The organism is Nitrospirota bacterium, from assembly GCA_016195565.1.
GTDB lineage: Bacteria > Nitrospirota > Thermodesulfovibrionia > Thermodesulfovibrionales > UBA1546 > UBA1546.
In genome coordinates, this window is sequence record JACPZK010000010.1 from 75,734 (window position 1) to 99,132 (window position 23,399).

Here is a 23,399-nt window from a genome sequence, read left to right on the forward strand (position 1 = left end):
AACGAACCACAACGAATGTCATTGCGAGAAGCGTTAGCGACGAAGCAATCTTTGAAGATGAGATTCCTTCGCTCTGCTCGGAATGACAGATTAGAGGTTTTTTGAAATGAAAAAAGGTTATTTCGGACAATACGGCGGAAGATTTGTTCCTGAGACATTGATGCCTGCGCTCATTGAGCTTGAACAGGCATATCTGAAATACAGGAAAGATAGAGCTTTTCAAAAAGAGCTTGCGCATCTCCAGAAAACATATATAGGAAGGCCGACTGCGCTATACTTTGCAAAGAGATTTACGGAATATCTCGGAGGAGCAAAGATATATTTAAAAAGAGAAGACCTCGCTCACACAGGCGCTCACAAGATAAACAATGCGCTGGGACAGGCGCTGCTTGCAAAAAGAATCGGCAAAAAGAGAATCATTGCTGAAACAGGAGCCGGTCAGCATGGAGTTGCAACTGCCACAGGTGCTGCGCTTATCGGCCTTGAGTGCGAGATATACATGGGCTCTGTTGATATGAAGAGGCAGGCTTTGAATGTGTTCAGGATGAGGCTCCTTGGAGCAAGGGTCATCGAGGTAGCTGTTGGTTCGCAGACCTTGAAAGATGCAATAAACGAATCCCTGAGAGACTGGACCACAAATGTAAGGACTACTCATTATGTTTTGGGCACGGTTTTCGGGCCGCATCCTTTCCCGTCAATGGTGAGGGATTTTCAGTCAATTATCGGAAAGGAAGCTAAAAAGCAGATTCTTCAGGCAGAGGGACGGCTGCCTGATTATCTGGTCGCATGCGTTGGCGGAGGAAGCAATGCAATGGGATTGTTCCATGAATTCCTTGACGATGATATAAAGATGATTGGAGTAGAGGCCGGAGGCAAGGGGATAGAAACAGGTGAGCACGCGGCAAGATTTGCCGGCGGCTCTGTAGGAGTATTTCAGGGATGCAAAACCTACCTTCTTCAGGACGATGACGGCAATGTGCTCGGAACTCACTCAGTCTCGGCAGGACTCGATTATGCAGCAGTAGGCCCCGAGCATCCTTTCCTCAAAGATATGGGAAGGGTTGAGTACACATATGCTACAGATGATGAGGCATTGGCTGCATTTGAACTGCTTTCAAGAAAAGAAGGGATAATCCCGGCTCTTGAATCTGCGCATGCAGTCGCAGAAGTAATAAAACTTGCGCCGAAACTCTCAAAGGATAAAATTATCATTGTAAATCTTTCGGGAAGGGGAGACAAAGACGTTCAGCACGTAGCGAATATCAAAGGGATAGAACTGTGAACAGAATTGAAAAGGTATTCAAAAAATTAAAGACTCAGAATAAAAAGGCATTTATCCCTTACATAATGGCAGGCGATCCTTCTATTGAGAAGACAAAAGAAATTGTCCTGATGTTTGAGGAATGCGGCGCAGACATTGTTGAGCTTGGCGTGCCTTTTACAGACCCTCTTGCAGACGGCCCGACAATTCAGAGGGCAGCGGAAAGGGCCTTGAAAAACGGGGTTACTTTAAAAAAAGTAATCGCCCTTGTAAAGGATTTAAGACAAAAAACAAAAATCCCTCTGGTATTGATGACATATTACAACCCTGTTTTTAAATACGGCGAAGAGAGATTTATTGCAGACGCAAAAGATGCAGGCGTTGACGGCGTTATAATCCCTGACCTTCCGCCTGATGAAGCAGGAGAGTTTATAAGGCTTGCTAAAAATGCAGCCCTTGCTTCAATATTCTTGCTTGCTCCGACATCAACAGACGAAAGAATAAAAAAGGTTGCAAGAGCATCAACGGGTTTTATATATTATGTTTCAATAACAGGCATTACCGGCGCTCAGCTTTTACTTGATGGCTCTATTGAAAAATCAATAACCGGCATCCGCAAGATTACGGATAAATCTATTGCCGTTGGATTCGGTGTTTCAACGCCTGATGAGGCTAAGGCAGTGGCAGGCGTCTCTGACGGGGTGATTATTGGAAGTGCGATAGTCAAAAAAGCGCAGGGGAACTTAAATGGTGAATTAAGGGATTTTCTTCTCACATTAAGAGAGGCAATCAAATGAACGAGGTCTCCGATAGAAAACTGGCGCAGCTTAATACCCTGATGGAACTGATATCTCTGGTAAATTCTACGCTTGATACGCATGAAGTGAGAAAACGGGCGATTGAAGCGGCAACGCGGCTTGTTAATGCGGAGGCAGGCAGTCTCATTCTGAAGGACAAGGAAAACGGCGAGCTTTTTTTTGAAGTGGCGCTTGGAGACAAGGGAGAGAAGGTAAAAGAGATCAGGCTTAAAAAAGGCGAAGGCATAGCCGGCTGGGTTGCTGAAAAGGGGAAGCCTGTCATAGTGCATGATGTTCAGTCAGACCCGAGGTTTTTCAGGGGCGCAGATGACAGAAGCGAATTCTTTACAAGAAACATGATATGTGTGCCCGTAAAAACAAAAGAGGAGATTCTCGGAGTGCTTCAGACAATAAACAAAAAAGCGGGGAGTTTTGATAATGAGGACATGGAGATACTGTGCGCGCTTGCAAATCAGGTGGCGGTTGCGATAGAAAATGCAAATCTGTATCAGGAACTTAAGGATACCTTTTACGGGACAGCCCAGGCGCTTGCAGAGACCATTGAAAAAAGAGACCCTTACACAGGAGGCCACACGAAAAGGGTTATGAACTACAGCCTTGCCATAGGGCGCATGCTCGGGCTTAACAGGACAGAGCTTGAAAAGTTAAAGCTTTCTGCTATACTCCATGACATCGGGAAGATAGGGGTAAGAGACAACGTTCTTCTAAAAGACGGCAAGCTTGAAGCTGGAGAAATTGAGGCAATGAATCTGCATCCCAAATACGGTTCAGAGATACTCAGCCATATTAAGCAACTGAAAGATGTTATCCCCGGGATGAGGGGACACCATGAGAAATATGATGGGACAGGATACCCTGACGGACTAAAAGATAACGAGATACCCTTAGCAGCGCGGATTATTGCGGTTGCCGACACATTTGATGCCATGACAACTGACAGGCCGTACAGAAAAGCGCGCACCGCAGATGATGCGGTTGACGAATTAAAAAAACATGCGGGCAGACAGTTTGACCCGTTAGTGGTAGATGCATTTTTAAAAGCGTGGAGAGAAATGGAGTTTGTGTTATGAAAGTAGAAGTTCTCGGATGTTCAGGAGCAGAATTTCATGGGTTTAACCCTCCGGGTTTCTTGATTGACGGGAAAATATTGCTTGATGCCGGGACCATCGGCGCTTCCCTCTCTGAGAATGCCCAGTGGAAGATACGGCATATTGTAGTTTCACACGCGCACCTTGACCATATAAGAGGAATCCCTTTCCTTGCAGATAACATAATTATAAAAAACAAGAGGCACAATGTTACAGTGATAGGGATTGCGCAGGTGTTGAAGTCTCTGAAAAATAATCTCTTAAATAATAAGATCTGGCCTGATTTCACAATGATACCAAATGTTGAAAAGGCTGTAATAAAGTTTTTAGAGGTGAAGCCCGGCAAGCAGATAGAAATTAACGGCTATAAAATTACCGCATACAGAGTCAACCATTCGGTTCCTGCAGTTGGTTATATAATTGAAGACAGAAGAAGCAAAAGACTCCTTTATACAGGTGATACAGGGCCGACACATGCTATCTGGAAGGAAGCAGGCAGAGCAAAGATAGACCGTGCCATAATAGAAGTCTCTTTTCCAAACAAAATGGAGGCTCTGGCTGTTGAGACAGGGCATTTAACTCCAAAGCTTCTCAAGAAAGAGTTGGATAAGATACAGATACCTCCTGACAAAATACTGATAACACATCCCAAACCGCAGCATCTCAAAACCATAAGGTCCGAGATTAAGAAGCTCGGAATTCCCAATATCAGACTGCTTAAAGACGGCGAGGTTATAAATATCTAATGTGGTTTAAAAAATTAAAAGAATCGAAACTGCAGAAAAAGGTAAAGATTCCTGAAGGCCTCTGGGTAAAGTGCGATAACTGCAAAGAGATTGTTTACAAAAAAGAGATAGACAAGAATCTTAAAGTCTGTCCGAAGTGTGATTACCATTTCAGAATAAGCGCTAAAGAAAGAATTGAGCTTCTTGCGGACGCAGGAAGTTTTGCAGAGTTTGACGCAGATATGTGTTCAGGAGATCCGCTGAACTTTAAAGATTCTCTTCCTTACCCTGAAAGGCTACAGGCAAACCGGAACAAGAGCAGTCTTTCTGAAGCTGTTGTCTCAGGTGAGGCAGTGATAAACGGTTTTCCTGTCGTCATTACCGTGATGGATTTTTCGTTCATGGGCGGAAGCATGGGTTCTGTTGTCGGAGAAAAAATTACAAGGGCTGCAGAAACAGCTCTTGAAAAAAGAACGCCGTTAATAAGCATTGCATCATCAGGCGGCGCAAGGATGCAGGAAGGGATATTCTCCCTTATGCAGATGGCAAAGGTTTCTGCGGCAATAGGAAGGCTCAAAGATAACGGCATTCCGTATATCTCTGTCCTTGCCGACCCGACATTCGGCGGAGTTGCCGCAAGTTTTGCCACAATCGGAGACGTAATAATCGCTGAACCGAGAAGCCTTATAGGGTTTGCAGGCCCCCGCGTCATAGAGCAGACAATGAAACAGCAGCTCCCTGATAATTTTCAGAGGGCAGAGTTCCTTCTTGAACACGGGTTAATAGATATGGTTGTCAGCAGAGAAGATATGAAAAAGACTCTCGCCAAGCTCATAGAATTCCTTTCGTAAGAAATTTGCTTCTCGCACCCGCCGCTGCGTTTATTTTGTCCTTGTAATTCTCCGAAAATTTGTCTTATACTGCTTTTTATGAGAGACAATAGCATCCTTAATAAAAATATGGGAAGTGTCCCCCCTTTTTTATCATAGACGACACGACAGGGAAGAAATCTACTTTTTCATTCTATTTAGGAGGTGGAGTTATGACTCCTGGAGGATCTTTTGCAGTAACAAGATCAAAGCAATGCCCATCAAGTGAATGGAATGCTGGGTTGCAATTTCAGAATATAGCCGCTGGACAGGTCGGGTATAGTTTTAAAGATAAAATCTGGTTTCTTGAATACGGACTTGGAAGCAGAGGTGCAGCACTTACTGGTTATTATTTATTTGGACCTTACTATTTGGATATAAAATGATAAACAAGAAAGACTTATTTGAAGCAATGTTTAGTATAGCATTGGGGCTTTATGCTCTTATTTTTTTAAAGTGGCATATCAAAAGTTCTGTAAGTTTCCAGAAAAAACTTTTTGGTCTTGATGTGAACTCTCTATATTTTAAGATTGCATATCCAATTGCTGGGATATTTTTTATTGTTTTTGGAATTCTATTATTGTTTGGATACGTTAAACTTGGGAAGTAAATAGAAAAACAGAAAAGGTAACGGTTCTAATTAATGAAAAATCTGATGATAAATCGCAGTAAAATTCTCAGTTATCTTCTGCTACAGAGGCTTATTGGAACAGAAAAGGGGACACCACATTTTATCCTCTCAATCAGCAAACGGTTATGCCGACAGATTTTCAGGCATCCCCTATCCCCTTTTCTTTTCCCAAAAACAATTCCTTTATGCTAAAATTATATTGAAAGGAATTAGTGTCATGCTTAAAGCTGAGAAAATAAAAAAAGAGATAGATTTCCTGCCAACGGCTATGCTGGATGACGTGGAGAAGTTCATCAAGGGACTTAAGACACGCAAGAAAAATGGCAAAAGAAAATCCTCTCTTCTGGCTGAGCTGGCTGATATAGCTGCTAATATAGATTTACCAAGGGATTTCTCAAAACACCACGACCATTATCTTTACGGCCTCCCCAAAAAATGAGCGGCATCTTTCTCGACACCGGCTATTTGATAGCGCTGCTCAATACAAAAGATAACATGCATAAAGCCGCTGTAGAGGCAGCAGAAAAATATCATGGCCCTTTTCTAACCACACAGCTTATTCTTATTGAACTCGCAAACAGCCTTTGCCTTCCGCTTCAAAAACCGCTTGCAATAAGGATGATAGATAAAATACAGGCCGACCCCCTAACCACGGTTATCCCTGTTACTTTTGACAGATTTGAAAAAGCCCTGTCACTCTATAAAAAGCGTACGGACAAGTCATGGGGCATGATAGACTGCCTTTCATTCATTGCGATGGACGAATTCGGAGTGAAACAGGCGCTTACTTTTGATGAGCATTTCAGACAGGCTGGTTATAAGGTCCCTTTGTTATAGATTCCTGCTATTTTCTATTCCCTGTCCCCATTCTCGCTGAGAAGCGGAAATAGGGACGGTTGTTCTCGCTCACCAATTCGGTCCATGACTCGCCGAGGAGAGTAACTTTTTCAAGTTTATCAAACGGTGATTTGCCCCCCGATTTTAATCGCACTATACTCTGCTCAGCCTTAACCTGACAGGTTTTTTACCTTCCTTCTTATGTTCTAATTCTAAAAGAGTTTTCCTCTTCTTACTTTTATCTCATTTAATGTAAAATATTGCACTTATGGGTTATACTGCTGCTGTCAATTATCTCTACGGGCTTCAGAAACACGGCATCAAGCTGGGGCTTGACAACACCGTGAGACTGCTTTCTCTGCTTGGCAATCCGCAGGAAAAATTTCACTCTATACATGTTGCAGGCACGAACGGAAAAGGCTCTACATCAGCAATGATAGCTTCAATACTCCAGACAGCGGGATTTAAAACGGGATTGTTCACATCCCCGCATCTTGTAAGTTTCACAGAGAGAATCAGGGTCAATAATGAAGAGATTACCGAATCGGATGTGGTCAGCCTTGCAGAGGAAATAAGATTCAAGATTCAAGATTCAAGATTCAAGATGACTCCAACCTTTTTTGAGTTTATAACTGCAATGGGGCTGCTCTATTTTAAAAGGAAAAACATTGACTGGGCAGTGGTTGAGACAGGAATGGGCGGACGGCTTGATGCAACAAATGTTCTGCTGCCTGAGGCAGCTGTTATAACAAGTATCAATTATGACCACAGTGAATTTCTTGGCAATACCATCTCAGCGATTGCAGAAGAGAAGGCAGGGATAATAAAGGATGGAGTTCCTGTTATCACTTCAGCACAGGAGCCGTCTGTAATGGATGCAATCAAAAAGAAGACGGAAGAAAAGAATGCCGGTCTTTTTATTTATGGAAGGGATTTTTCAGCGGCAATAAAGGCAGAGGATACAAGTGGAAGTGTTTTTAATTATAATGGCGGTAATAATTTCGAGGATTTGGCTATATCACTCCCGGGCAGACACCAGGTATTGAATGCGGCTCTTGCACTAAAAACAATTGAGGTCATCTCTCAGAAGCCACTGCCTAACACCTCTCGTTTAAACCCTGATACAATCAGGGCAGGACTTGGAAATATAAAATGGCAGGGCAGGCTTGAATTCGTCTCAAAGGAGCCTCCGATTTTGATTGACGGGGCGCATAACCCTTCAGCTGCGAAAATTCTTGCCGATTCGCTTAAGGAAATTTTTTTCAAGAAATACAGGAGAATAATATTGGTTGCAGGCGTCATGTCTGATAAAGACATAAGAGGGATAATGGCGCCGCTTCTGCCCCTTGCCGCTGAAATTATATTGACAGCGCCAGCTTATGAGAGGGCAGCCTCGCCTGATGTTCTATATGGGCATGCCATATCCCTCGGATTTTCTTGCAGGAAAACATACTGCGTTGCTGATGCCCTAACTATGGCCCGTGAGCTTTACAGAGAAGGCGACCTGATTGTCATCACAGGCTCGTTTTACACTATAGGCGAAGCAAAGGAGATGCTTTGTGGAAGAGGCATTCTCGCGGGTCTGAGGGAAACGATATGAAAAGGCAGTCAACAGAGCAACAGAGCAGTAGAGCAGCAGAGCAGCAGATAAAGAATTTTTCCTTAATTCAGTCTACTGGTCTACTGGTCTACTGGTCTACTGGTCTAAAACTACTGCGCTACTGCGCTACTGCTCTTATTTTCCTGTTTACTGTCTGCTGTCTGTTGTCTGCTGTTTACTGTTTTGCGGAAGAGCCTCCGACATTCATAACATCAGATTCTTTAAAGTATGAAAAAAGCACATCAATGTATACGGCAAAAGGCTCTGTGCTTGTTGAACAAGGCGAGACAATAATGATTGCAAATGAGATGAAGTATGACGAGAAGACATCAAATGTCTTTCCTGAAGGCAATGTCGTATACGACAGTCCTGATATACTCCTCAAAGCAGAAAAGGCAGAAATCAATCTTAATACAAAAAAAGGCACTTTTTATAATGCAGAGATTTTCTCAAAAAAAGAAAAGTTCCGCGTCTCAGGCACAGAGATAGAAAAGAGAGGAGAAAAGGAATATTTCATTAAAAAAGCAGTAATAACAACATGCGAAAATCCTTCGCCTGAGTGGTGTATCAAAGGCAGGACTGCTGACATAATTATCGGAGACCGCTTCAAGGCGCGTGATGCCACTTTTCATATAAAAGACTTCCCTTTTTTATATACTCCTTATCTCTGGGCGCCTGCACTTACCGAAAGAAAAACAGGGCTTCTCACTCCTGTATTCGGCTATTCACAGTCAAAAGGATTCTATTACAGGCAGCCGTTTTTCTGGGCGATAGATGAAGACAAGGATGCAACATTTATTGTTGACTGGCATACAAAGGCAGGCTTGGGAGAAGGGGCCGAATACAGATATGTAGCGCCGGGAGATGTGGAGGGCATGCACTGGCTTTATCATTTCCACGACAAAAAGGCAGAACTGGATTTTTATGAATTGAAGTCTTCCCATGCAAAAAGGAGCAAGGACGGTTTTTCAGGATACTGGAATGTTAATCTGTTAAATGAAAAAAATTTTTACAGGGAATTCAGCTTGCACCGCGATGAAAGGGTAAACAGATTTCTTGAATCAACCGGCGAACTGACGCTTCCTTCGGACAACTCACGCTTTTACCTCATGTCACAGTATATTATTGACCTTAAAGACGGGAGTCATAATTCAGCCGTAGCTCAGAGACTGCCTGAATTAGGGTATGTTGTTAACCCGTCCAGCGCAGGCCCTTTGGTTTTCTCAATGACATCGGCTGCGTCAAACTTTGCAAGGGACAAAGGCGTATCAGGACAGCGTCTTGACATTTATCCCAAGCTTTCCCATTCCTTTGGCGACAAGGTTATTATATTCCAGAATCTCGGGCTGAGAGAAACAGTATATTCCTTACAGGACAATGCCGCTGAGGGATTTAAGAGTTCAGTGCACAGGGATATGTTTGATTACAATATCACAGCGTCCGGCAGGTTAATAAAAAAATATAACGATGAATTAACCCACGGCATTGAACCTTCTCTGGGATATACGTTTGTGCCATGGATCAAAAAAGAGAAGGTTAATGTTCCGCTGTTTGATTCCACAGAACTTTATTCAAGGCAGTCATCAATAGGCCTTTCTGTTGTAAACCGGCTCCTGGATAAAAAAGGCGAGTTTCTTACCGTAAGCGTGTCGGAATCATATAATACCTATGAACGGGACGTTCCACTTTCTCCGTTAAGTGTGTCAGCATCTGTTCCGAGGCCTTTCCCTGTAACTGCTGACGCCTCTTATAATCACTATAACGACCGTATTGAGACTCTAAACTCAAGCGTATCCATCCCTATAAAGAAGTTTTCATTTTCTTTTGGTGAGAGATTCAACCAGCCCAATAAAACTATGTTTTATGATATAGGGGTGAGTTATGCTCACTCTAAAAACTTGTCTGCAGAGGTTAAAGTTTGGTATGATGCTAAAGGAGCAGGGATGAGGGATTCTTCGTTCACCATGAAATACCAGCAGCAGTGCTGGGGAATGAAAATGCTTATTGACAGAAAACCTCGAGATGAAATAAACAACAAGCCAAGCGAGCTTAAAGTGCTTGTGACATTTGATTTGCTCGGGCTTGGCTCGTATTCAGCGGGGAAATAGACATGGTGCTGAGAAAAAAATATTTAGGAGAACTTCTGATAGAAGCCGGAGTCATAACTGCTGAGCAGCGTGACAGGGCCATGCAGGAGCAGAAAAGGCTTGGCAAAAGGCTGGGAGAAACACTTGTCAGCCTCGGGGTTATTACAGAAGAAGTTATGGCGAAGGCGCTCAGCGCACAGATGGGACTGCCGTTTAAAGAACTGCGGTCTATGTCTGTAGCTCAGGGAGTCTTAGATTTGGTGCCGGAGTCTCTTGCGCGGAAACACCGGGCGCTGCCTCTTGAGATTAATAACGGAAGGCTTACTATTGCAATGTCTGACCCGCTCAATGTCTTTGCGATAGATGAGATAAAACGGGCAACAAGGATGCCTGTGGACACAGTAGTTATAACAGAATCTGATCTTCTCAGGGTGCTGGACCAATATTATACCAGAGGAGAGATGGATGAGGTTGTTAAGGCTGCGGATGTTTACTATCCTGAAAAGGAAAAGGTTGTTGCTGCAGCAGAGGCGATGGTTGAAGACACCCCAATTGTGAAGCTCGTCAATACAGTGGTTACACAGGCTGTAAAGGACAGGGCCAGCGACATACACATAGAACCCTACGAGGATTCCATCCGTGTCAGATTCAGGATTGACGGAAAGCTGCATGATATTATGAAACCTCCCAAGCACCTTCATTCGGGCATTGTCTCAAGGATAAAGATACTTTCCGGAATGGATATAGCGGAAAAGAGAATACCTCAGGATGGAAGATTTCCTATAAATGTTGAGGGCAGACAGTTTGATATAAGGGCGTCAACTCTGCCGACGCATCACGGCGAAAAAATGGTGCTGAGACTGCTTGAAAAAACATCAGGGCTTCCTCAACTCATGCTGAGCCAGCTTGGCTTCACGAAAAATGTGCTTGATTCATATGAAAAGCTGATCAGCATGCCTTACGGGTTTGTACTCTCAACCGGGCCCACGGGCTGCGGCAAGACAACAACGATGTATTCGTCTCTGCGCAAGATAAGCGCTGCAGAGAAAAACATAGTGACAATAGAGGATCCCATAGAATATAACCTGCCTAATATAAATCAGGTGCAGGTTAATCCAAAGGCAGGGCTGACATTCTCATCAGGGTTGAGGTCAGTTCTCAGGCAGGACCCGGATGTAATAATGGTCGGTGAGATAAGGGATACTGAAACAGCGTCAATAGCAACACATGCAGCTCTTACAGGGCATCTTGTTCTCAGCACCCTTCATACAAATGAAGCGGTCGGGGCCATAGCCCGTCTGATAGATATGGGAATCGAACCATTCCTTATAACGTCTTCTCTTGTCGGAGTTTTAGGCCAAAGGCTTATTGTAAAGATATGCCCTTACTGCAAAGAAAGCTATACCGCTGACGAAGATATGTTAAGGCGGGTAGGAATTAAAGGAAAGGTGCTCATGCACGGCAAGGGATGCAGTAAGTGCCGTTTCACAGGATATCTCGGGAGGGAAGGATTATTTGAATTCCTTCTGGTTACAGAGGGGATAAAGAAGCTGATAATAGATAAGGCTCCTGCAAGCGAAATAAAGGCACAGGCGATAAAGGAAGGCTTTACAACTATGAGGCAGGAAGGTCTTATGAAAGCAGCGGAGGGTATTACGACGATTGAAGAAGTAATGAGAGTGACGCAGGAGGCAGAATAAGAAGTTAAAAGTTAGAAGTTAGGAGTTGAAAATTAAGAATCAGCAACTTTTAACTTTACACTTTTAACTTTTAACTCAAAAATCTGCAAAACAGATTTTTGCTGGGGTGATATGCCAACGTATAGCTATAAAGTAAGGAATCAAACAGGAGAGATTATAAGCGGTGTTATTGACGCTCCTACGACTGATGCGGTTGCAGAGCAGCTTTTTTCCAAAGGATATACTCCTGTAAAAATAGAAGCGGAAGAAGAGACTAAATCTCCAATTGAGAAGGGATGGCAGATTTTTGACAGGGTAAAGGATGAAGACCTCATAGTGTTCAGCCGGCAACTTGCAACGCTTATTACAGCAGGCATATCTTTTATCAGAAGCATGGACACACTCGCGGAACAGACTAAAAGCAGAAAGCTCCGCAAGATAATAGAAGAAATAAGAAGAGAGGTAGCGAGGGGAAGTTCTTTTTCTGATGCTCTGGCAAAATTCCCGAAAGTATTCTCTCCGCTTTATATCAGCATGGTAAGGGTAGGCGAAGAGGCTGGAGTGCTTGACGACATCCTTAACAGACTGTCATCTTTGCTGGAACATGATGCGACAACGAGAGCGCGTGTAAAGGCGGCAACAAGATACCCCGTCATAGTTATAATAAGCATGATAATCGCCTTTTTTGTGCTCACAACATTTGTGGTCCCTAAATTTGCTTCGTTATATCAATCTGCAAAAGTAGAGCTTCCCCTCCCGACACGGGTGCTTATATTCCTGAATAAAGCAATCAGGACATACTGGCCGCTTTTGATAGCCGCTGTAGCAGGCGTTATTTTTGCGTTTAGAGGGTACATAAGGACTCCGTCCGGCAGATGGAACTTGGACAAGCTTAAGCTCAGGGTTCCGATAATCGGGTCTGTTGTTGAGAAAACTGTTATGTCAAGGTTTGCAAGGATATTTTCTACGCTTTACAGCAGCGGCATTCCAATGCTCCATGCGCTTGACATAGTTGCAGGCACACTCGGGAATATCATCATTGCAAGGGCGGTTGAGGTGATAAAAGAGAGCGTGCGTGAAGGAAAAGGGCTGGCTGTGCCGATGGCAAGCACAATGGTTTTTCCGCCGATGGTTACGCAGATGGTTGCTGTTGGCGAAGAAACAGGAGCGCTTGATGATATGCTTACAAAGGTAGCAGACTATTACGACCTTGAGGTTGAATATGCAATTAAAAACCTTTCAATAACACTTGAACCGGTTCTGCTGGTCTTTCTTGCCGGCGGGATACTCTTTCTTGCGCTGGGGATATTCCTTCCAATATGGGACATGATGAAAGTTATGAAAAGATAATAGCAGCCTTTTTAAAAAGGCGGTTCTATCTCGGACTCTTTGTATTCCTACCCCTGTTTTTTTCTGTTTTTGCAGTGGCTGCGCCGCTGATTTTATTGGCAAGATTCAGGGCTGTTTTTAAGCGCAGTGTTATTGATTCGGCAGAGCTTATCTCCATTTATAATTTTGCGGAACAATGGACTTACATCCTGGCTGTAACGGCATTTGTGACGGGCCTGATTGTTGCGTACGCGCTTGTAAGGCCTGCAAGAAAATTATTAAGCGAAGGCGGGGAAGGCAAGAATATAGAGGAATTCAGTTCGCTCGGCAAGGAGTTTACAAGAATAGCTGCATCCCTCAGTAAGTATACTTCACTGATTGAAAGCACAACAGGAGGAGTAATGACAGCTGATAAAATCGGAGCAATAACAATGGTGAACCCGTATGCCTGCTATATGCTCGGCAGTAAGGAAACTGACCTGCTCGGCAAAGATATCGGAACCTTATTGAATATAACAAGGGATTTGCAAATAGTTCTGCAGGGAAAGACTGCGGCCTCTGAACTGAATATAACAATAAATGGGGAAGGCAGGACCATTGGTTATACGCTTTCACCAATAAAAGGCAGATATGGCATAGACGGAGCAGTGCTCAATTTTATGGATACCACAAAGATAAAAGAGATGCACCGTGAGATGCAAAAAACTGAAAAACTGGCGAGTATCGGAACGCTGGCAATGGAGGTAGCGCACGAAATTAGAAATCCCCTTGCGTCCATAAAGGGACTTGTGCAGCTTATCGGAGAGGACATAAATGACAACGAACAGAAGAAACTTTATATCAATACAATACTCAAAGAAACAGACCGGCTGAACAGGGTGGTAGACACCATTTTTGAAAAAAAGACTGCCGCGGCCGAAGAGGATAGTCTCAGGGATGTAATTCACAGGGCTGTGCTTTTATGCAGTCAGGCTGCAAAGGATAAGGCTGTAAGTATAAAGGAAGACTACGATAAGGCTGTAGATAAAATGCAGGTTGGAGATGAGAGGTTTTTCCATGCGCTTTATAATATAGTCCTGAATGCCTATGAGGCAGTTGGAAAAAACGGAGAGATAGTAATAAAAACAAAGATTACTGACGACTGGGCTGAGATAGATGTAAGCAGCGAGTCAGAAATTAGCGGCGGAATGGATGCAGATACAATATTTGAGGCGGATGTTACAACCAAGGGTAAAGGACGCGGAATGGGATTGAAAATTGCGAGGGATGCAATAAAGAGCATTGGAGGCGATATAACCGTAGAGACATCGGAAGGCAAAACAAAGTTTGTTATAAGTCTGCCGTCAACCGCATACAATAATAACGCTTAAGGATGAAACGTAAATAGCATTGCAGGTTTCAGGGCTTGAATTTATAACCGTCTTCTGAAGAGGACAAAAAACCTTTCTTTGATTTTTTCGCAGAAATTCCGTTTGGTCCACTGTTCCAGCTCTATTCTTGCAGAGTTTTTAATGTCTTCCTCAAATACGTCTATCATCTTTTGCCCGAATTTTTTGTCAAGTATTCCGACATTCCCCTCATCATTTCTTCTCAGTGACTGAAAATCGAGATTTGCAGAACCTATAATGCTCCAGCAGCCGTCAAACACAGCAGTCTTCGCATGGAGTATCCTGCCTTTATAGTTGTAAATCTGCACACCGGCTTTCAGCAGTTCTGTGAATGACGCCCTTCCTGCATAATCCGCAGCCAGCACATCGCTTTTTAGCGGCAAGAGCAGCCTGACTATGGCTCCCCTTTTAACCGCTTCCGACAGCATCTCAATCATTCTTCTGCCCGGAGTAAAATAGGCTGTAGTGAGGAATATGCTCTTTCTTGCATGATTAATGCTGTAATATAAAAGCCTCCTCAGCCTTCTCCTCCCTCGTGATGAACTTGCAAATATAGGCAGCACAGGCAGAGCACCAGAGTTGAGAGTTGAGAGTTGAGAGTTAAGAGTTTTTAATTCTGACTCTTTATTTTTAACTTTTAACTCTAAACTTTTAACTGCTGTCTCTATCGGTTTTCCGCCCCAGAGCAGCCAGCTTTTCTTAAACTCACTTAGCAGTGTCCAGGCTATCAGGCCCTCAAGCAGTATGCCTGTATCTCTCCACGCTTCTTTATGCCTTTTGAAATAATATCCCCTGTATTCATTTGCGATGTTCAACCCTCCTATGAATGCCTTTTCCCCGTCTATCAAAATAAGTTTTTTATGGTCGCGGCGGGCATAATGCAATGGGGCAGTCCACCTGAAAGGGTAAGAGGCCCTGACATTTATCCCCGCTTTTCTTAATTCTGCCCAGAATTTCCGCGGTGTTCCGAAAGAGCCGAAGTGGTCATAAAGTATGTATATGCAGACTCCTTCCGCGGCTTTCTTTTTCAGCAGTTCTGCCAATTCAATGCCTGTTTCATCATTGCGGAATATGTAGAATTCAAGGCAGACGAATCTTTCTGCGCCTGCAATGGAATCAAATATAGCTTTAAACAGTTCCCCGTTCTTCCACAGAAGGCGGACGCTGTTACCGCCTGTAAAACTGCCGCCATATAATTTTTCTATTTCGGGTATTTCAAAGGCTGTTCTTATATCTCCGCTGTCATGCATGATAAAATCATTGCCTAAACAATATTTTCTGTCAACTGTTTGTATGTGCTAAAATATTCACATGCAACATAATGTTAAAGAGCTTTAGATGTCATTCAACCCTAACGAACATAGGATATTAATCGCAGATGACGATGCCAGCATCCGGTTTTTCCTCGGTGAACTCCTCGGGAAAGAAGGTTTTGAGTTTGATTTTGCCGGGACAGGCGCCGATGCGCTTGAGTGCCTGAAAAAAAATACTTACAGCCTTGTGCTTCTTGATGAAAAGATGCCTAACATGAGCGGCATCGAAGTTCTGCGTCACATAAAAGCAGAAGGTTATCCTATGCCGGTGATAATGATAACTGCATACGGTTCAAAAGAGCTTGCAATGAGGGCCATAAGAGACGGGGCTTATGATTTCTTCACCAAGCCTGTTGATATAGGGATAGTAAGAACTGTCATAAACAGGGCTATAGAAAAATATGAGTTGCAGAGAGAACTTGAAACCATCAAGACTGAAAATCTTAAAGGCATACTCAGAGATGAAATCATAGCCGAGAGCGAGGAGATGAAGCAGGCAGTTAAACTTGCAATGAAAGTTGCGGCAACAGACGTCACAGCGCTGATAACAGGCGAAAGCGGCTCAGGCAAGGAACTTATCGCCAAGGCCATCCATAAGCTGAGCGATAGAAAGGATAATCCTTTTGTAAGTGTAAACTGTGCGGCAATCCCTGAAACACTGCTTGAATCAGAACTGTTCGGCTATGAAAAAGGCGCTTTTACAGGCGCATCAAAGCAGCATGCCGGCAAATTCGAAAGGGCGTCTAAAGGCAGTATCTTTCTTGATGAGATTGGCGACCTCTCTCCGGGGCTTCAGGCAAAACTGCTGAGGGTTCTGCAGAATAAAGAGATAGAGAGGCTCGGCGGCACAAGAACCATTAAAGTTGATATGAGATTGATATCAGCAACGAATAAGAACCTTGACAGCGCTATCAGGGACGGCAGTTTTCGCGAAGACCTTCTCTACAGGGTAAGGGTCTTTGAGATTCACGTCCCTCCGCTCAGAGAAAGGATAAAGGATATTCCTTTGCTGTCAGATTACTTTGTGAAAAAGTACAGCAGAACAATGGGCAGGAATGTTAAAGGCATCTCTGCATCTGCCATAAAGTTCTTTCTAAGCTATAGCTGGCCCGGGAATGTGAGAGAAATGGAGAACCTCATCCAGCGTGCGATAATTCTTGAAGACACGGATACAGTCAGGGAAGAAACAGTAAAAAGGCTTATATTTCCAGAAGGCATATGGCAAGCACAAGGGTCAGTCAGTAAAAATACAGGCAGGGAAGATACAGCCAAGGTAGGAAATGGCGCTTCAGGGGTGAAAGACAGGATAGAGGCGATTAAGTCAGAAGAGGAGAGAAAACTGATAATAGATGCTCTTACAGAAGCAAGATGGAAAAGGATGGAGGCGGCAGCCCGCCTCGGCATCAGCAGGAAAAGCCTTTTTAATAAGATGAAAAAATACGGATTGATGAAATAAAAGCAGAAGGAAGTTTTCTGTATTAAGTCTCAAATAATCCGCTCAGAATTTTTGTCCTTTCTTCGATATGCTTTGTAATGTTATCCTGCTCTGCCTTAAGCCTGTGGAGTTCATCAGCGATGTTAAGGGCTGCCAGAATAGACGCCTTAAGCGGAGCAACATTCGGCGCAGTGTTGTAAACCTCTTTTATCTTTGCATCTACAAAGGCTGCTATTTTTTGTATATGTTCCTCAGGGGCATCGCCCTTTACCGTATATTTCTGGCCGAGGATATAAACGTCTATGCTGCTCATGCTACACGACCTCTAAGGTGTCGAGTTCATTTAGCAGTCCTTCAACCTGACTCTTTATAGCGGTCTTTTCGGTTTGCAGTTTTTCTATCTCATGGTCTTTATCAGAGAGCTTTGCCTCAAGTTCTTTTATCCTGAGTTCAAAAGCCGCTTTTTCTTCCTTCAATGTCTTCACTTTCTCTATTGCACCCACTATCTTGTCTTCAAGATTTTTCAGCCTGTCCAATGGCGTAACCTCCTTTTTATTGTTGATTCCCTTTCCCCCGCCCTTTTTTACCGGCGGAGCATCATCAAACAGAGTCCTGTTTTGTTTCATGATGTTTAAGATACCAAGATGCTGTGGTGTATTGCAAGTATCATCAAAGACCGAAAAATAGAGATAGAACTATAAACGCTTTGAATTACCTGTCATTGCGAGAACCCGAAGGGTTCGTGGCAATCTCATTGCAAAAGGCGGGATTGCGGAGCCTGTTCCGAACGAAGTGAGGAATCTTGCTCCGAGTTTGCTTCGGCTTCGCCTCGCAACTTCACTCGCAATGACAACTTTCTATCTCTATTTTTCGGAAAGAATTTCCGGGGCGCTTTTTTCGCCGGTATATTTATAATACTCAAAATAAGTTGTAATAATGCGCTTGGTATAGTTTTTAGTCTCCTCGTAAGGAATATCCTCGATAAATTCGTCAAGTGATTTATAGTTGCCTGCCTTCTGCCATCTCCTCACAACGTCCTCTCCTGCGTTATAAGCTGCGATAGCCGGGGGCAGCGAGCCGAACTCTTTTAACAGTGAAGTTATGTAATATGAACCGAGACTTATGTTTGCCTTTATGTCAAATATATTCTCCTGCGATTTTATGTTCAGATTCACCTTTTTGTCTATGGCATAGGCTGTCTGCGGCATCAGCTGCATGAGCCCGAGCGCACCTGCTTGTGAGCGCGCCTGCGTGTCAAAACGGCTCTCCTCTCTCATGATGGAAAGAATAATAAATGGGTCAATGCTATATTTTTCAGATACATTCCTTACAATATGCCAATGGGCAAGAGGATACAAAATATTGTGCGCAACTTCTCTGGACGGCAGCCGTGAGAGCAGGGTTAATGCCTCCCTGTATTCCCCGCATTCCTGCAATTTGAAGGAAACAGATATGAGTTCATCGGGATTCGTAGTTTTTCTGGCTATAGCGGACAGTTCTGCTGCAGCCTCTTTTGTCATGCCGGCTTCAAGAAGTATTTCAATCCTCTCAGACTTGAAAGGTTTATATCCAGAGGGTTCGAGAGTCCTCTCTTCAGCGAGTCGCCCGAGGCGACGGGGGTTCTCAGTCCCATGACTTTTCTTTATCTGCGGAAGGATACTGTAAAAATCCTGTGTTTTAACCGCAAGCTGCCTGTAGATAGGGCCTGCATTTCCGCCTGTCCTTTCAAGAGACTGAGCCTTCCAGTATAGATATTTTGAGCTGCCATAACTGTCATAAAGATCTGTGAATACATCAAGGGCTTTCTGATAGCTGCCGGCGCGGTAATAGGTCCATGCGATGCCCCATTGAGCGCTTTCAATCTCGGGCGGATATTTCTCCTTTATTGCTTGATATAAATTCAGAGCTTCGTTAATTTCGCCGTTCCTTCTTTTATCCAATGCCACCAATATCAGAAGCGATCCGGTCCTTTTGTCATCCATCGAGGACAGTTTCTTGATGGCAGCTTCAAATCCGGTTTTGTCTCCTGCCCTGTAAAGCGCCTTTGCCTTCGGATAATGATCTCCTGCTTTTCCATACGCATCTGCCGATTCTTTATAGCGCTTTTGTTTGAATAACACATGGCCGAGTTTTTTAGTGATTTCAATCCTTCGCTGCCCGTCGTCTTTTGCCAGCGCCTCTCTCAATGCGGATTCTGCTTTTTTAAACTCCATCGCATTTGTTAGATTAGCCGCCTTTTCAATAATATCCTGCAGGGTAATATCAGAAGCTGTCAGTTCATTGAATGATATTTTTGATAACATCCCATCGCTGCTGAGATAGATGTTTTTAAAAACTGCCTTGGCCCTTTCTGTTTCCCCTTTATCCTTGAGATGCTGTGCAAACAGGAATTTTCTATCATGGTCTTCAGGATAATCCCTGACATAAGACTCAAGAATCTCTGTATTGTGAGGCATCTCTCCTGAAGAAATAAGATTTTTGATTTCCAGCCCCCGCGCCCTTTTACGCAATGGGGATGACGGATAATCTTCCAAAAGCTCTTTTATCCTTAAATTAGACTCACTGAGATTGCCTGATTCGCTGTATGCTTTTGACAGATAAAAAAGTATATAATCCCTGACAACAGGAAGTCTTTTGTATGCCTCGGAGAGGTTCTCGATGGCCCCGGCATATCTGCCGGCATCGAATGCGCTTTTGCCCTTTATGAAAAAAGGCTTCCCGTCTGTATCTTCACCTGAGGCAGAGTTGAAAATAACAAGCAATACAGCTAAAAACAGAAAGTTTTTCTTCACAATCTTCATAAGAATATCATAACCAAACACAGCCGTTTTCAGCAATAAAGGAAGGCAGCAGCAATAGAATATTTCAAGAGGCCTGTGGTATATTTTAGTATGATTAAAGACCTCAGGCTTCACGGAAATCTCGGACCTGTCGAATTTTTCGCATTTGTCGGTGGAGCGAGCGTTGAAAGCACTTACTTCTACGAAGAAACAGCTTCGAACATAAGATTCTTCTCAAAAGGCAACGAATTCACCATCTCCAGTAAAGGGGTGCACTACAAAGGCACAGGCGGAAGTTTCTGCGAATATATGTTCGGCGTTGAAAAAGCGCTCAAGGACATGATAAAGGGAGAGGTTTCAAACAGGCTGATTATGTTTGGAGCATTCCTTGATGAAAGCGAAAAGATTGTATTCACAAGCGATACTGAGGGAAACGAATCTTTTTACAGGCTTTTTCTGCAGGGCCATGCAGCGAAGAACTATTATTTTTTTGTATCTTCAGACCACAGGACAGAGCACAAAAAGAGGCAGGAACAGATATTGAGGTCTGCCGGCAAGTTTTTAAAAAGAACTGAATTTGTCGGCAGCGATAAGGATACCGAGCTGATGAATGATTTTATAAATGAACTCAGAGAAGAGAAATCAACTTTATTCATGTTTAAGATAATTCACAAGGAAAATGAGGAATTTTACAAGGCCTTTGAAAATTTCTACTCCGGCGAGAGAGCGCTGACTCCGCAGGAAGAACTTTACCTTGAAGACATAGTTGCAAGATACGGGATAGACAGCTATCAGCAGGAGAGGATGAAGATTGACATAATGTACAAGCATTCTGAAAACAGGCGCGTTGTTGACGAATACAGGGACATTCTACTGGGCAGCATCTCCAAGGAAAGCCTTGAACAGGCAGAGGTTGCGCGGCTGGGAAGGCTGAGGACGCTCAGCATCAGGAATAATATACCGAGCGTGCTTTTTGATACGCTTGACGAACTCCTGCTCGGGGGCAAGAAACTGCAGGACATGAAAGAATCTGATTATCTGAAAGAAGCAAGGTCTATACTTGAAAACCTGTTCTTTAAAGACCCATCGCTTAAAAAACACATAATAAATGAAGATATCGTGAGGCTGATAAAGGCAAAGCATAAGGCATATTCTCAGAGCGACATGGGCTTTGAACAGGTGCTTCTTGATGTAGGCAGGGCCTGCGATGAGATTGCGCGCGAGACGAATGATTTCAGTATCTTTGAAGAGTTCAGTTCCATACTTACATACTTTGACAGATACGATAATGTCCATGCATTGCTCAGCCAGACAGCTTTCATGGAAAATATGGATTTTGCAGAGGACTCTCTCAGGAGCCTCATCGGCAATAAGAATGAATTTGATAAACTTGACAAGGCGCTCTTTGATAGTGTGGTTATAAAAGAACTGTTTCAAAACAAATACATAACATCCTACGGCAGACGAAAGATTAATGCGATACTGAAAGGGATTGCAAAGATTTCCGACGGGGATGCGTCGCTGAGGGATGTAGTTGCCGAACTCAGGATGATCAGGGACGAAGAGAGGCTTTATCATCAGGTTCATTCGGCGCTCAAGGAAAGGATGCGGAGCTTCTATCCCAGGCTCAATACCAAAGAGGGCAGGGCTGAAATTAGAGAGGACATAGAAAGGGAACTTGCTGAAGAAGGTTTCGCGAGAAAGGTGCCGCATAAATTATTTGAAAAGACACTCTTGGACCTCAGAAAAGAATCATTCTATCTGAATCATCTCCTGCCGATAATCATAGAGAAGAAGGACATAAACCTGAGAGAAGACTTTCTCAAAAACAGCGGTCTTGACAGGTTTTACATCGAGACCATAGAAAAAGAATACTTTGATGATAAGGGGCTTGATGCCGCTGTGCTGGAACAGATAAGGGAAGGGAAAGAACTCTTGGAAGTTGAAAACTGACAAAGAAAGGAATGGGTGTCAATGATGAAACTTAATAAAGATATCCTTACTTTGATCGGCAATACGCCTCTGGTAAAGATTAACCGCTTATGCCAGGCGGATGATGCTGAGGTCTGGGCAAAACTTGAGGGCTGCAACATAGGCGGCTCCGTAAAGGACCGGATTGCCCTTTCAATGATAGAGTCAGCAGAGAAGAGCGGGATGCTTAAACCCGGAGGGACAATCATAGAGCCGACAAGCGGGAATACCGGAATAGGGCTTGCAGTGGTAGCGGCAGTAAAGGGATATAAACTAATCCTTACAATGCCTGAGACAATGTCAATGGAAAGAAGACAGCTGCTTCTGGCTTATGGCGCAGAACTTATCCTGACAGAAGGCAAAAAAGAAATGCTGGGAGCTGTTGAAAAGGCGGAGGAAATTTACAAGGCGAATCCTGGTTATTTTATGCCGCAGCAGTTTGAAAATCCTGCGAACCCTGAGATACACAGAAAGGCAACCGCTATAGAGATAATAGATGCCCTCGGCGCTGCGCCTGACGGTTTTGTTGCAGGCGTTGGCACAGGCGGCACGATAACAGGCGTTGGCGAGGCGCTAAGGAGCAAAAAACCTGATATATGGATAGCTGCTGTAGAGCCTGCAGCCTCCCCTGTTCTTTCAGGCGGGAATCCAGGAACTCATAAGATTGCAGGAATCGGAGCCGGCTTTTTCTCCGTGGTATTGAACACAAAGATATACAATGAAGTTATCCCTGTAACAGATTCGGATGCTGCAGAGACAGCGAGGCAATTATCTCTTAAAGAAGGGCTGCTCTGCGGCATATCATCAGGAGCGGCAATGTGGGGTGCATTAAGGGTTGCCAGAAAATTAGGAAAAGGGAAAAAGGTTGTAGTTATACTCCCTGACAGGGGGGAGCGTTATCTGAGCACAGGCCTTTTTGCATCGGAGACGCCGTAAGATACAGTTATCGTGCATTTTATCGCATCAAATGCCAGGAGTATTCGCTTTTCCTTTTCTGCCCTGTCTGGGGCCAGTTTTTTAAATTCAATTTTCTGAAGAAGTTCATAAAGTTCATTTCTTGAAGGAATCTTTGCAAGCCCTTCGCCAACAACATTGCCTGTTAGTGTATCAAGCACTATCGCATCCACCGCGTCCGTTACAACAGCAAATGGTATCTGATAAGAATCAAGCACGCGTGCGCATGCAACAGCCTGCCTTTCCCTTGAGACCAGCGCGCCTACAGAACATTTAATTAAGATAAGTCTTTTGCCGTCAATGCTTATGACAATGTCCGTTTTTGATTTACACCTTTCATTTCCAATCAAAACTTCAAATTCCATGTCTTTTTCTATCTCGGTTGCGGCATAGCCTTTTTTCTCAAGAAGGAATTTTTCTATATCCTGCCTCACCGCAGACAGTTCTGATTCAGCGGCATCAATCTCTTTTTTAATCAACGCCTCCATCGCCTCTTCTCTGTTTTCAAACCCATCCGGAAGTTTATATTTCATTTGTCCTCTTATAATTAATCTTCCCCAAATAGCTTATTCATAAGGAGGCTGTATCTGTTTTTAGGCAATATTAAACTATCTCTGTAAGACTGCAAGTGTTC

General features: G+C 43.7%; 22 protein-coding genes. 17 read left to right on the forward strand and 5 right to left on the reverse strand.

Translation table 11 applies throughout. The annotated features are described in order from the left end of the window. The first annotated feature begins 106 nt into the window (after nucleotides 1-106). From trpB to HY035_04355, 14 genes are all read left to right on the forward strand, one after another. A complete protein-coding gene (trpB, locus tag HY035_04290; protein ID MBI3377608.1) occupies nucleotides 107-1,282 on the forward strand; it encodes a tryptophan synthase subunit beta in 1,176 nt (391 codons plus the stop codon). Further along, the gene (locus HY035_04295; protein ID MBI3377609.1) at nucleotides 1,279-2,058 is read left to right on the forward strand and encodes a tryptophan synthase subunit alpha; all 780 of its coding nucleotides are present in this window, start codon (nucleotides 1,279-1,281) and stop codon (nucleotides 2,056-2,058) included. The genes trpB and HY035_04295 overlap by 4 nt, the downstream gene beginning before the upstream one ends. After that, nucleotides 2,055-3,149 carry a GAF domain-containing protein gene (locus HY035_04300; protein ID MBI3377610.1) on the forward strand — a complete coding sequence of 365 codons (1,095 nt, stop codon included), beginning with the start codon at nucleotides 2,055-2,057 and terminating at the stop codon, nucleotides 3,147-3,149. Before HY035_04295 ends, HY035_04300 begins: the two co-directional genes overlap by 4 nt. Continuing rightward, nucleotides 3,146-3,913 (forward strand): 3',5'-cyclic-nucleotide phosphodiesterase, encoded by a 768-nt coding sequence (locus HY035_04305; protein MBI3377611.1) that lies wholly within the window; start codon nucleotides 3,146-3,148, stop codon nucleotides 3,911-3,913. Before HY035_04300 ends, HY035_04305 begins: the two co-directional genes overlap by 4 nt. After that, nucleotides 3,913-4,743: an acetyl-CoA carboxylase carboxyltransferase subunit beta gene (locus HY035_04310; protein MBI3377612.1), complete on the forward strand. Its 831-nt coding sequence runs from the start codon at nucleotides 3,913-3,915 to the stop codon at nucleotides 4,741-4,743. Before HY035_04305 ends, HY035_04310 begins: the two co-directional genes overlap by 1 nt. A gap of 191 nt (nucleotides 4,744-4,934) precedes the next feature. Further along, a complete protein-coding gene (locus tag HY035_04315; GenBank protein ID MBI3377613.1) occupies nucleotides 4,935-5,147 on the forward strand; it encodes a hypothetical protein in 213 nt (70 codons plus the stop codon). Beyond that, the gene (locus tag HY035_04320) at nucleotides 5,144-5,371 is read left to right on the forward strand and encodes a hypothetical protein (GenBank protein ID MBI3377614.1); all 228 of its coding nucleotides are present in this window, start codon (nucleotides 5,144-5,146) and stop codon (nucleotides 5,369-5,371) included. The genes HY035_04315 and HY035_04320 overlap by 4 nt, the downstream gene beginning before the upstream one ends. Nucleotides 5,372-5,465: 94 nt before the next feature. Next, the gene (locus tag HY035_04325) at nucleotides 5,466-5,831 is read left to right on the forward strand and encodes a hypothetical protein (GenBank protein ID MBI3377615.1); all 366 of its coding nucleotides are present in this window, start codon (nucleotides 5,466-5,468) and stop codon (nucleotides 5,829-5,831) included. Then, nucleotides 5,828-6,229, forward strand: coding sequence for a type II toxin-antitoxin system VapC family toxin (locus HY035_04330; GenBank protein ID MBI3377616.1), 402 nt, complete (start codon nucleotides 5,828-5,830; stop codon nucleotides 6,227-6,229). The genes HY035_04325 and HY035_04330 overlap by 4 nt, the downstream gene beginning before the upstream one ends. 268 nt (nucleotides 6,230-6,497) lie before the next feature. Next, complete coding sequence (locus HY035_04335) at nucleotides 6,498-7,829, forward strand: bifunctional folylpolyglutamate synthase/dihydrofolate synthase (protein ID MBI3377617.1); 1,332 nt, start codon at nucleotides 6,498-6,500, stop codon at nucleotides 7,827-7,829. Beyond that, on the forward strand, nucleotides 7,826-9,937 hold the full coding sequence (locus tag HY035_04340) for an LPS-assembly protein LptD (GenBank protein MBI3377618.1): 2,112 nt from the start codon (nucleotides 7,826-7,828) through the stop codon (nucleotides 9,935-9,937). Before HY035_04335 ends, HY035_04340 begins: the two co-directional genes overlap by 4 nt. Nucleotides 9,938-9,939: 2 nt before the next feature. Continuing rightward, nucleotides 9,940-11,616 carry a Flp pilus assembly complex ATPase component TadA gene (gene tadA / locus HY035_04345; protein MBI3377619.1) on the forward strand — a complete coding sequence of 559 codons (1,677 nt, stop codon included), beginning with the start codon at nucleotides 9,940-9,942 and terminating at the stop codon, nucleotides 11,614-11,616. A 111-nt stretch (nucleotides 11,617-11,727) separates the two neighbouring features. Next, nucleotides 11,728-12,945: a type II secretion system F family protein gene (locus HY035_04350; GenBank protein MBI3377620.1), complete on the forward strand. Its 1,218-nt coding sequence runs from the start codon at nucleotides 11,728-11,730 to the stop codon at nucleotides 12,943-12,945. Continuing rightward, nucleotides 12,915-14,294, forward strand: a complete 1,380-nt coding sequence (locus HY035_04355) for a PAS domain S-box protein (protein MBI3377621.1) — start codon at nucleotides 12,915-12,917, stop codon at nucleotides 14,292-14,294. Before HY035_04350 ends, HY035_04355 begins: the two co-directional genes overlap by 31 nt. 41 nt (nucleotides 14,295-14,335) lie before the next feature. On the opposite strand, the gene HY035_04360 is transcribed toward HY035_04355, so the two are convergent. Beyond that, complete coding sequence (locus tag HY035_04360) at nucleotides 14,336-15,562, reverse strand: hypothetical protein (GenBank protein MBI3377622.1); 1,227 nt, start codon at nucleotides 15,560-15,562, stop codon at nucleotides 14,336-14,338. 88 nt (nucleotides 15,563-15,650) lie between these two features. Between HY035_04360 and HY035_04365 the strand changes: the two genes are divergently transcribed. Then, nucleotides 15,651-17,081: a sigma-54-dependent Fis family transcriptional regulator gene (locus HY035_04365; protein MBI3377623.1), complete on the forward strand. Its 1,431-nt coding sequence runs from the start codon at nucleotides 15,651-15,653 to the stop codon at nucleotides 17,079-17,081. A gap of 22 nt (nucleotides 17,082-17,103) precedes the next feature. Here the strand turns inward: HY035_04365 and HY035_04370 are convergent, their stop codons facing one another. From HY035_04370 to HY035_04380, 3 genes are all read right to left on the reverse strand, one after another. Continuing rightward, nucleotides 17,104-17,373, reverse strand: coding sequence for a cell division protein ZapA (locus HY035_04370; protein ID MBI3377624.1), 270 nt, complete (start codon nucleotides 17,371-17,373; stop codon nucleotides 17,104-17,106). Between the two features lies 1 nt (nucleotide 17,374). Continuing rightward, on the reverse strand, nucleotides 17,375-17,686 hold the full coding sequence (zapB, locus tag HY035_04375; GenBank protein MBI3377625.1) for a cell division protein ZapB: 312 nt from the start codon (nucleotides 17,684-17,686) through the stop codon (nucleotides 17,375-17,377). Nucleotides 17,687-17,923: 237 nt separating this feature from the next. Further along, nucleotides 17,924-19,861, reverse strand: a complete 1,938-nt coding sequence (locus HY035_04380; GenBank protein MBI3377626.1) for a transglycosylase SLT domain-containing protein — start codon at nucleotides 19,859-19,861, stop codon at nucleotides 17,924-17,926. A gap of 75 nt (nucleotides 19,862-19,936) precedes the next feature. On the opposite strand from HY035_04380, the gene HY035_04385 reads away from it, so the two are divergent. After that, entirely contained in the window at nucleotides 19,937-21,793 is a 1,857-nt protein-coding gene (locus HY035_04385; GenBank protein MBI3377627.1) for a TIGR04442 family protein, read from the forward strand. A gap of 21 nt (nucleotides 21,794-21,814) precedes the next feature. Continuing rightward, on the forward strand, nucleotides 21,815-22,747 hold the full coding sequence (gene cysK / locus HY035_04390; GenBank protein MBI3377628.1) for a cysteine synthase A: 933 nt from the start codon (nucleotides 21,815-21,817) through the stop codon (nucleotides 22,745-22,747). On the opposite strand, the gene HY035_04395 is transcribed toward cysK, so the two are convergent. After that, a complete protein-coding gene (locus HY035_04395; GenBank protein MBI3377629.1) occupies nucleotides 22,708-23,298 on the reverse strand; it encodes a type I restriction enzyme HsdR N-terminal domain-containing protein in 591 nt (196 codons plus the stop codon). The two genes, cysK and HY035_04395, sit on opposite strands and share 40 nt — an antisense overlap. Nucleotides 23,299-23,399: the final 101 nt, after the last annotated feature.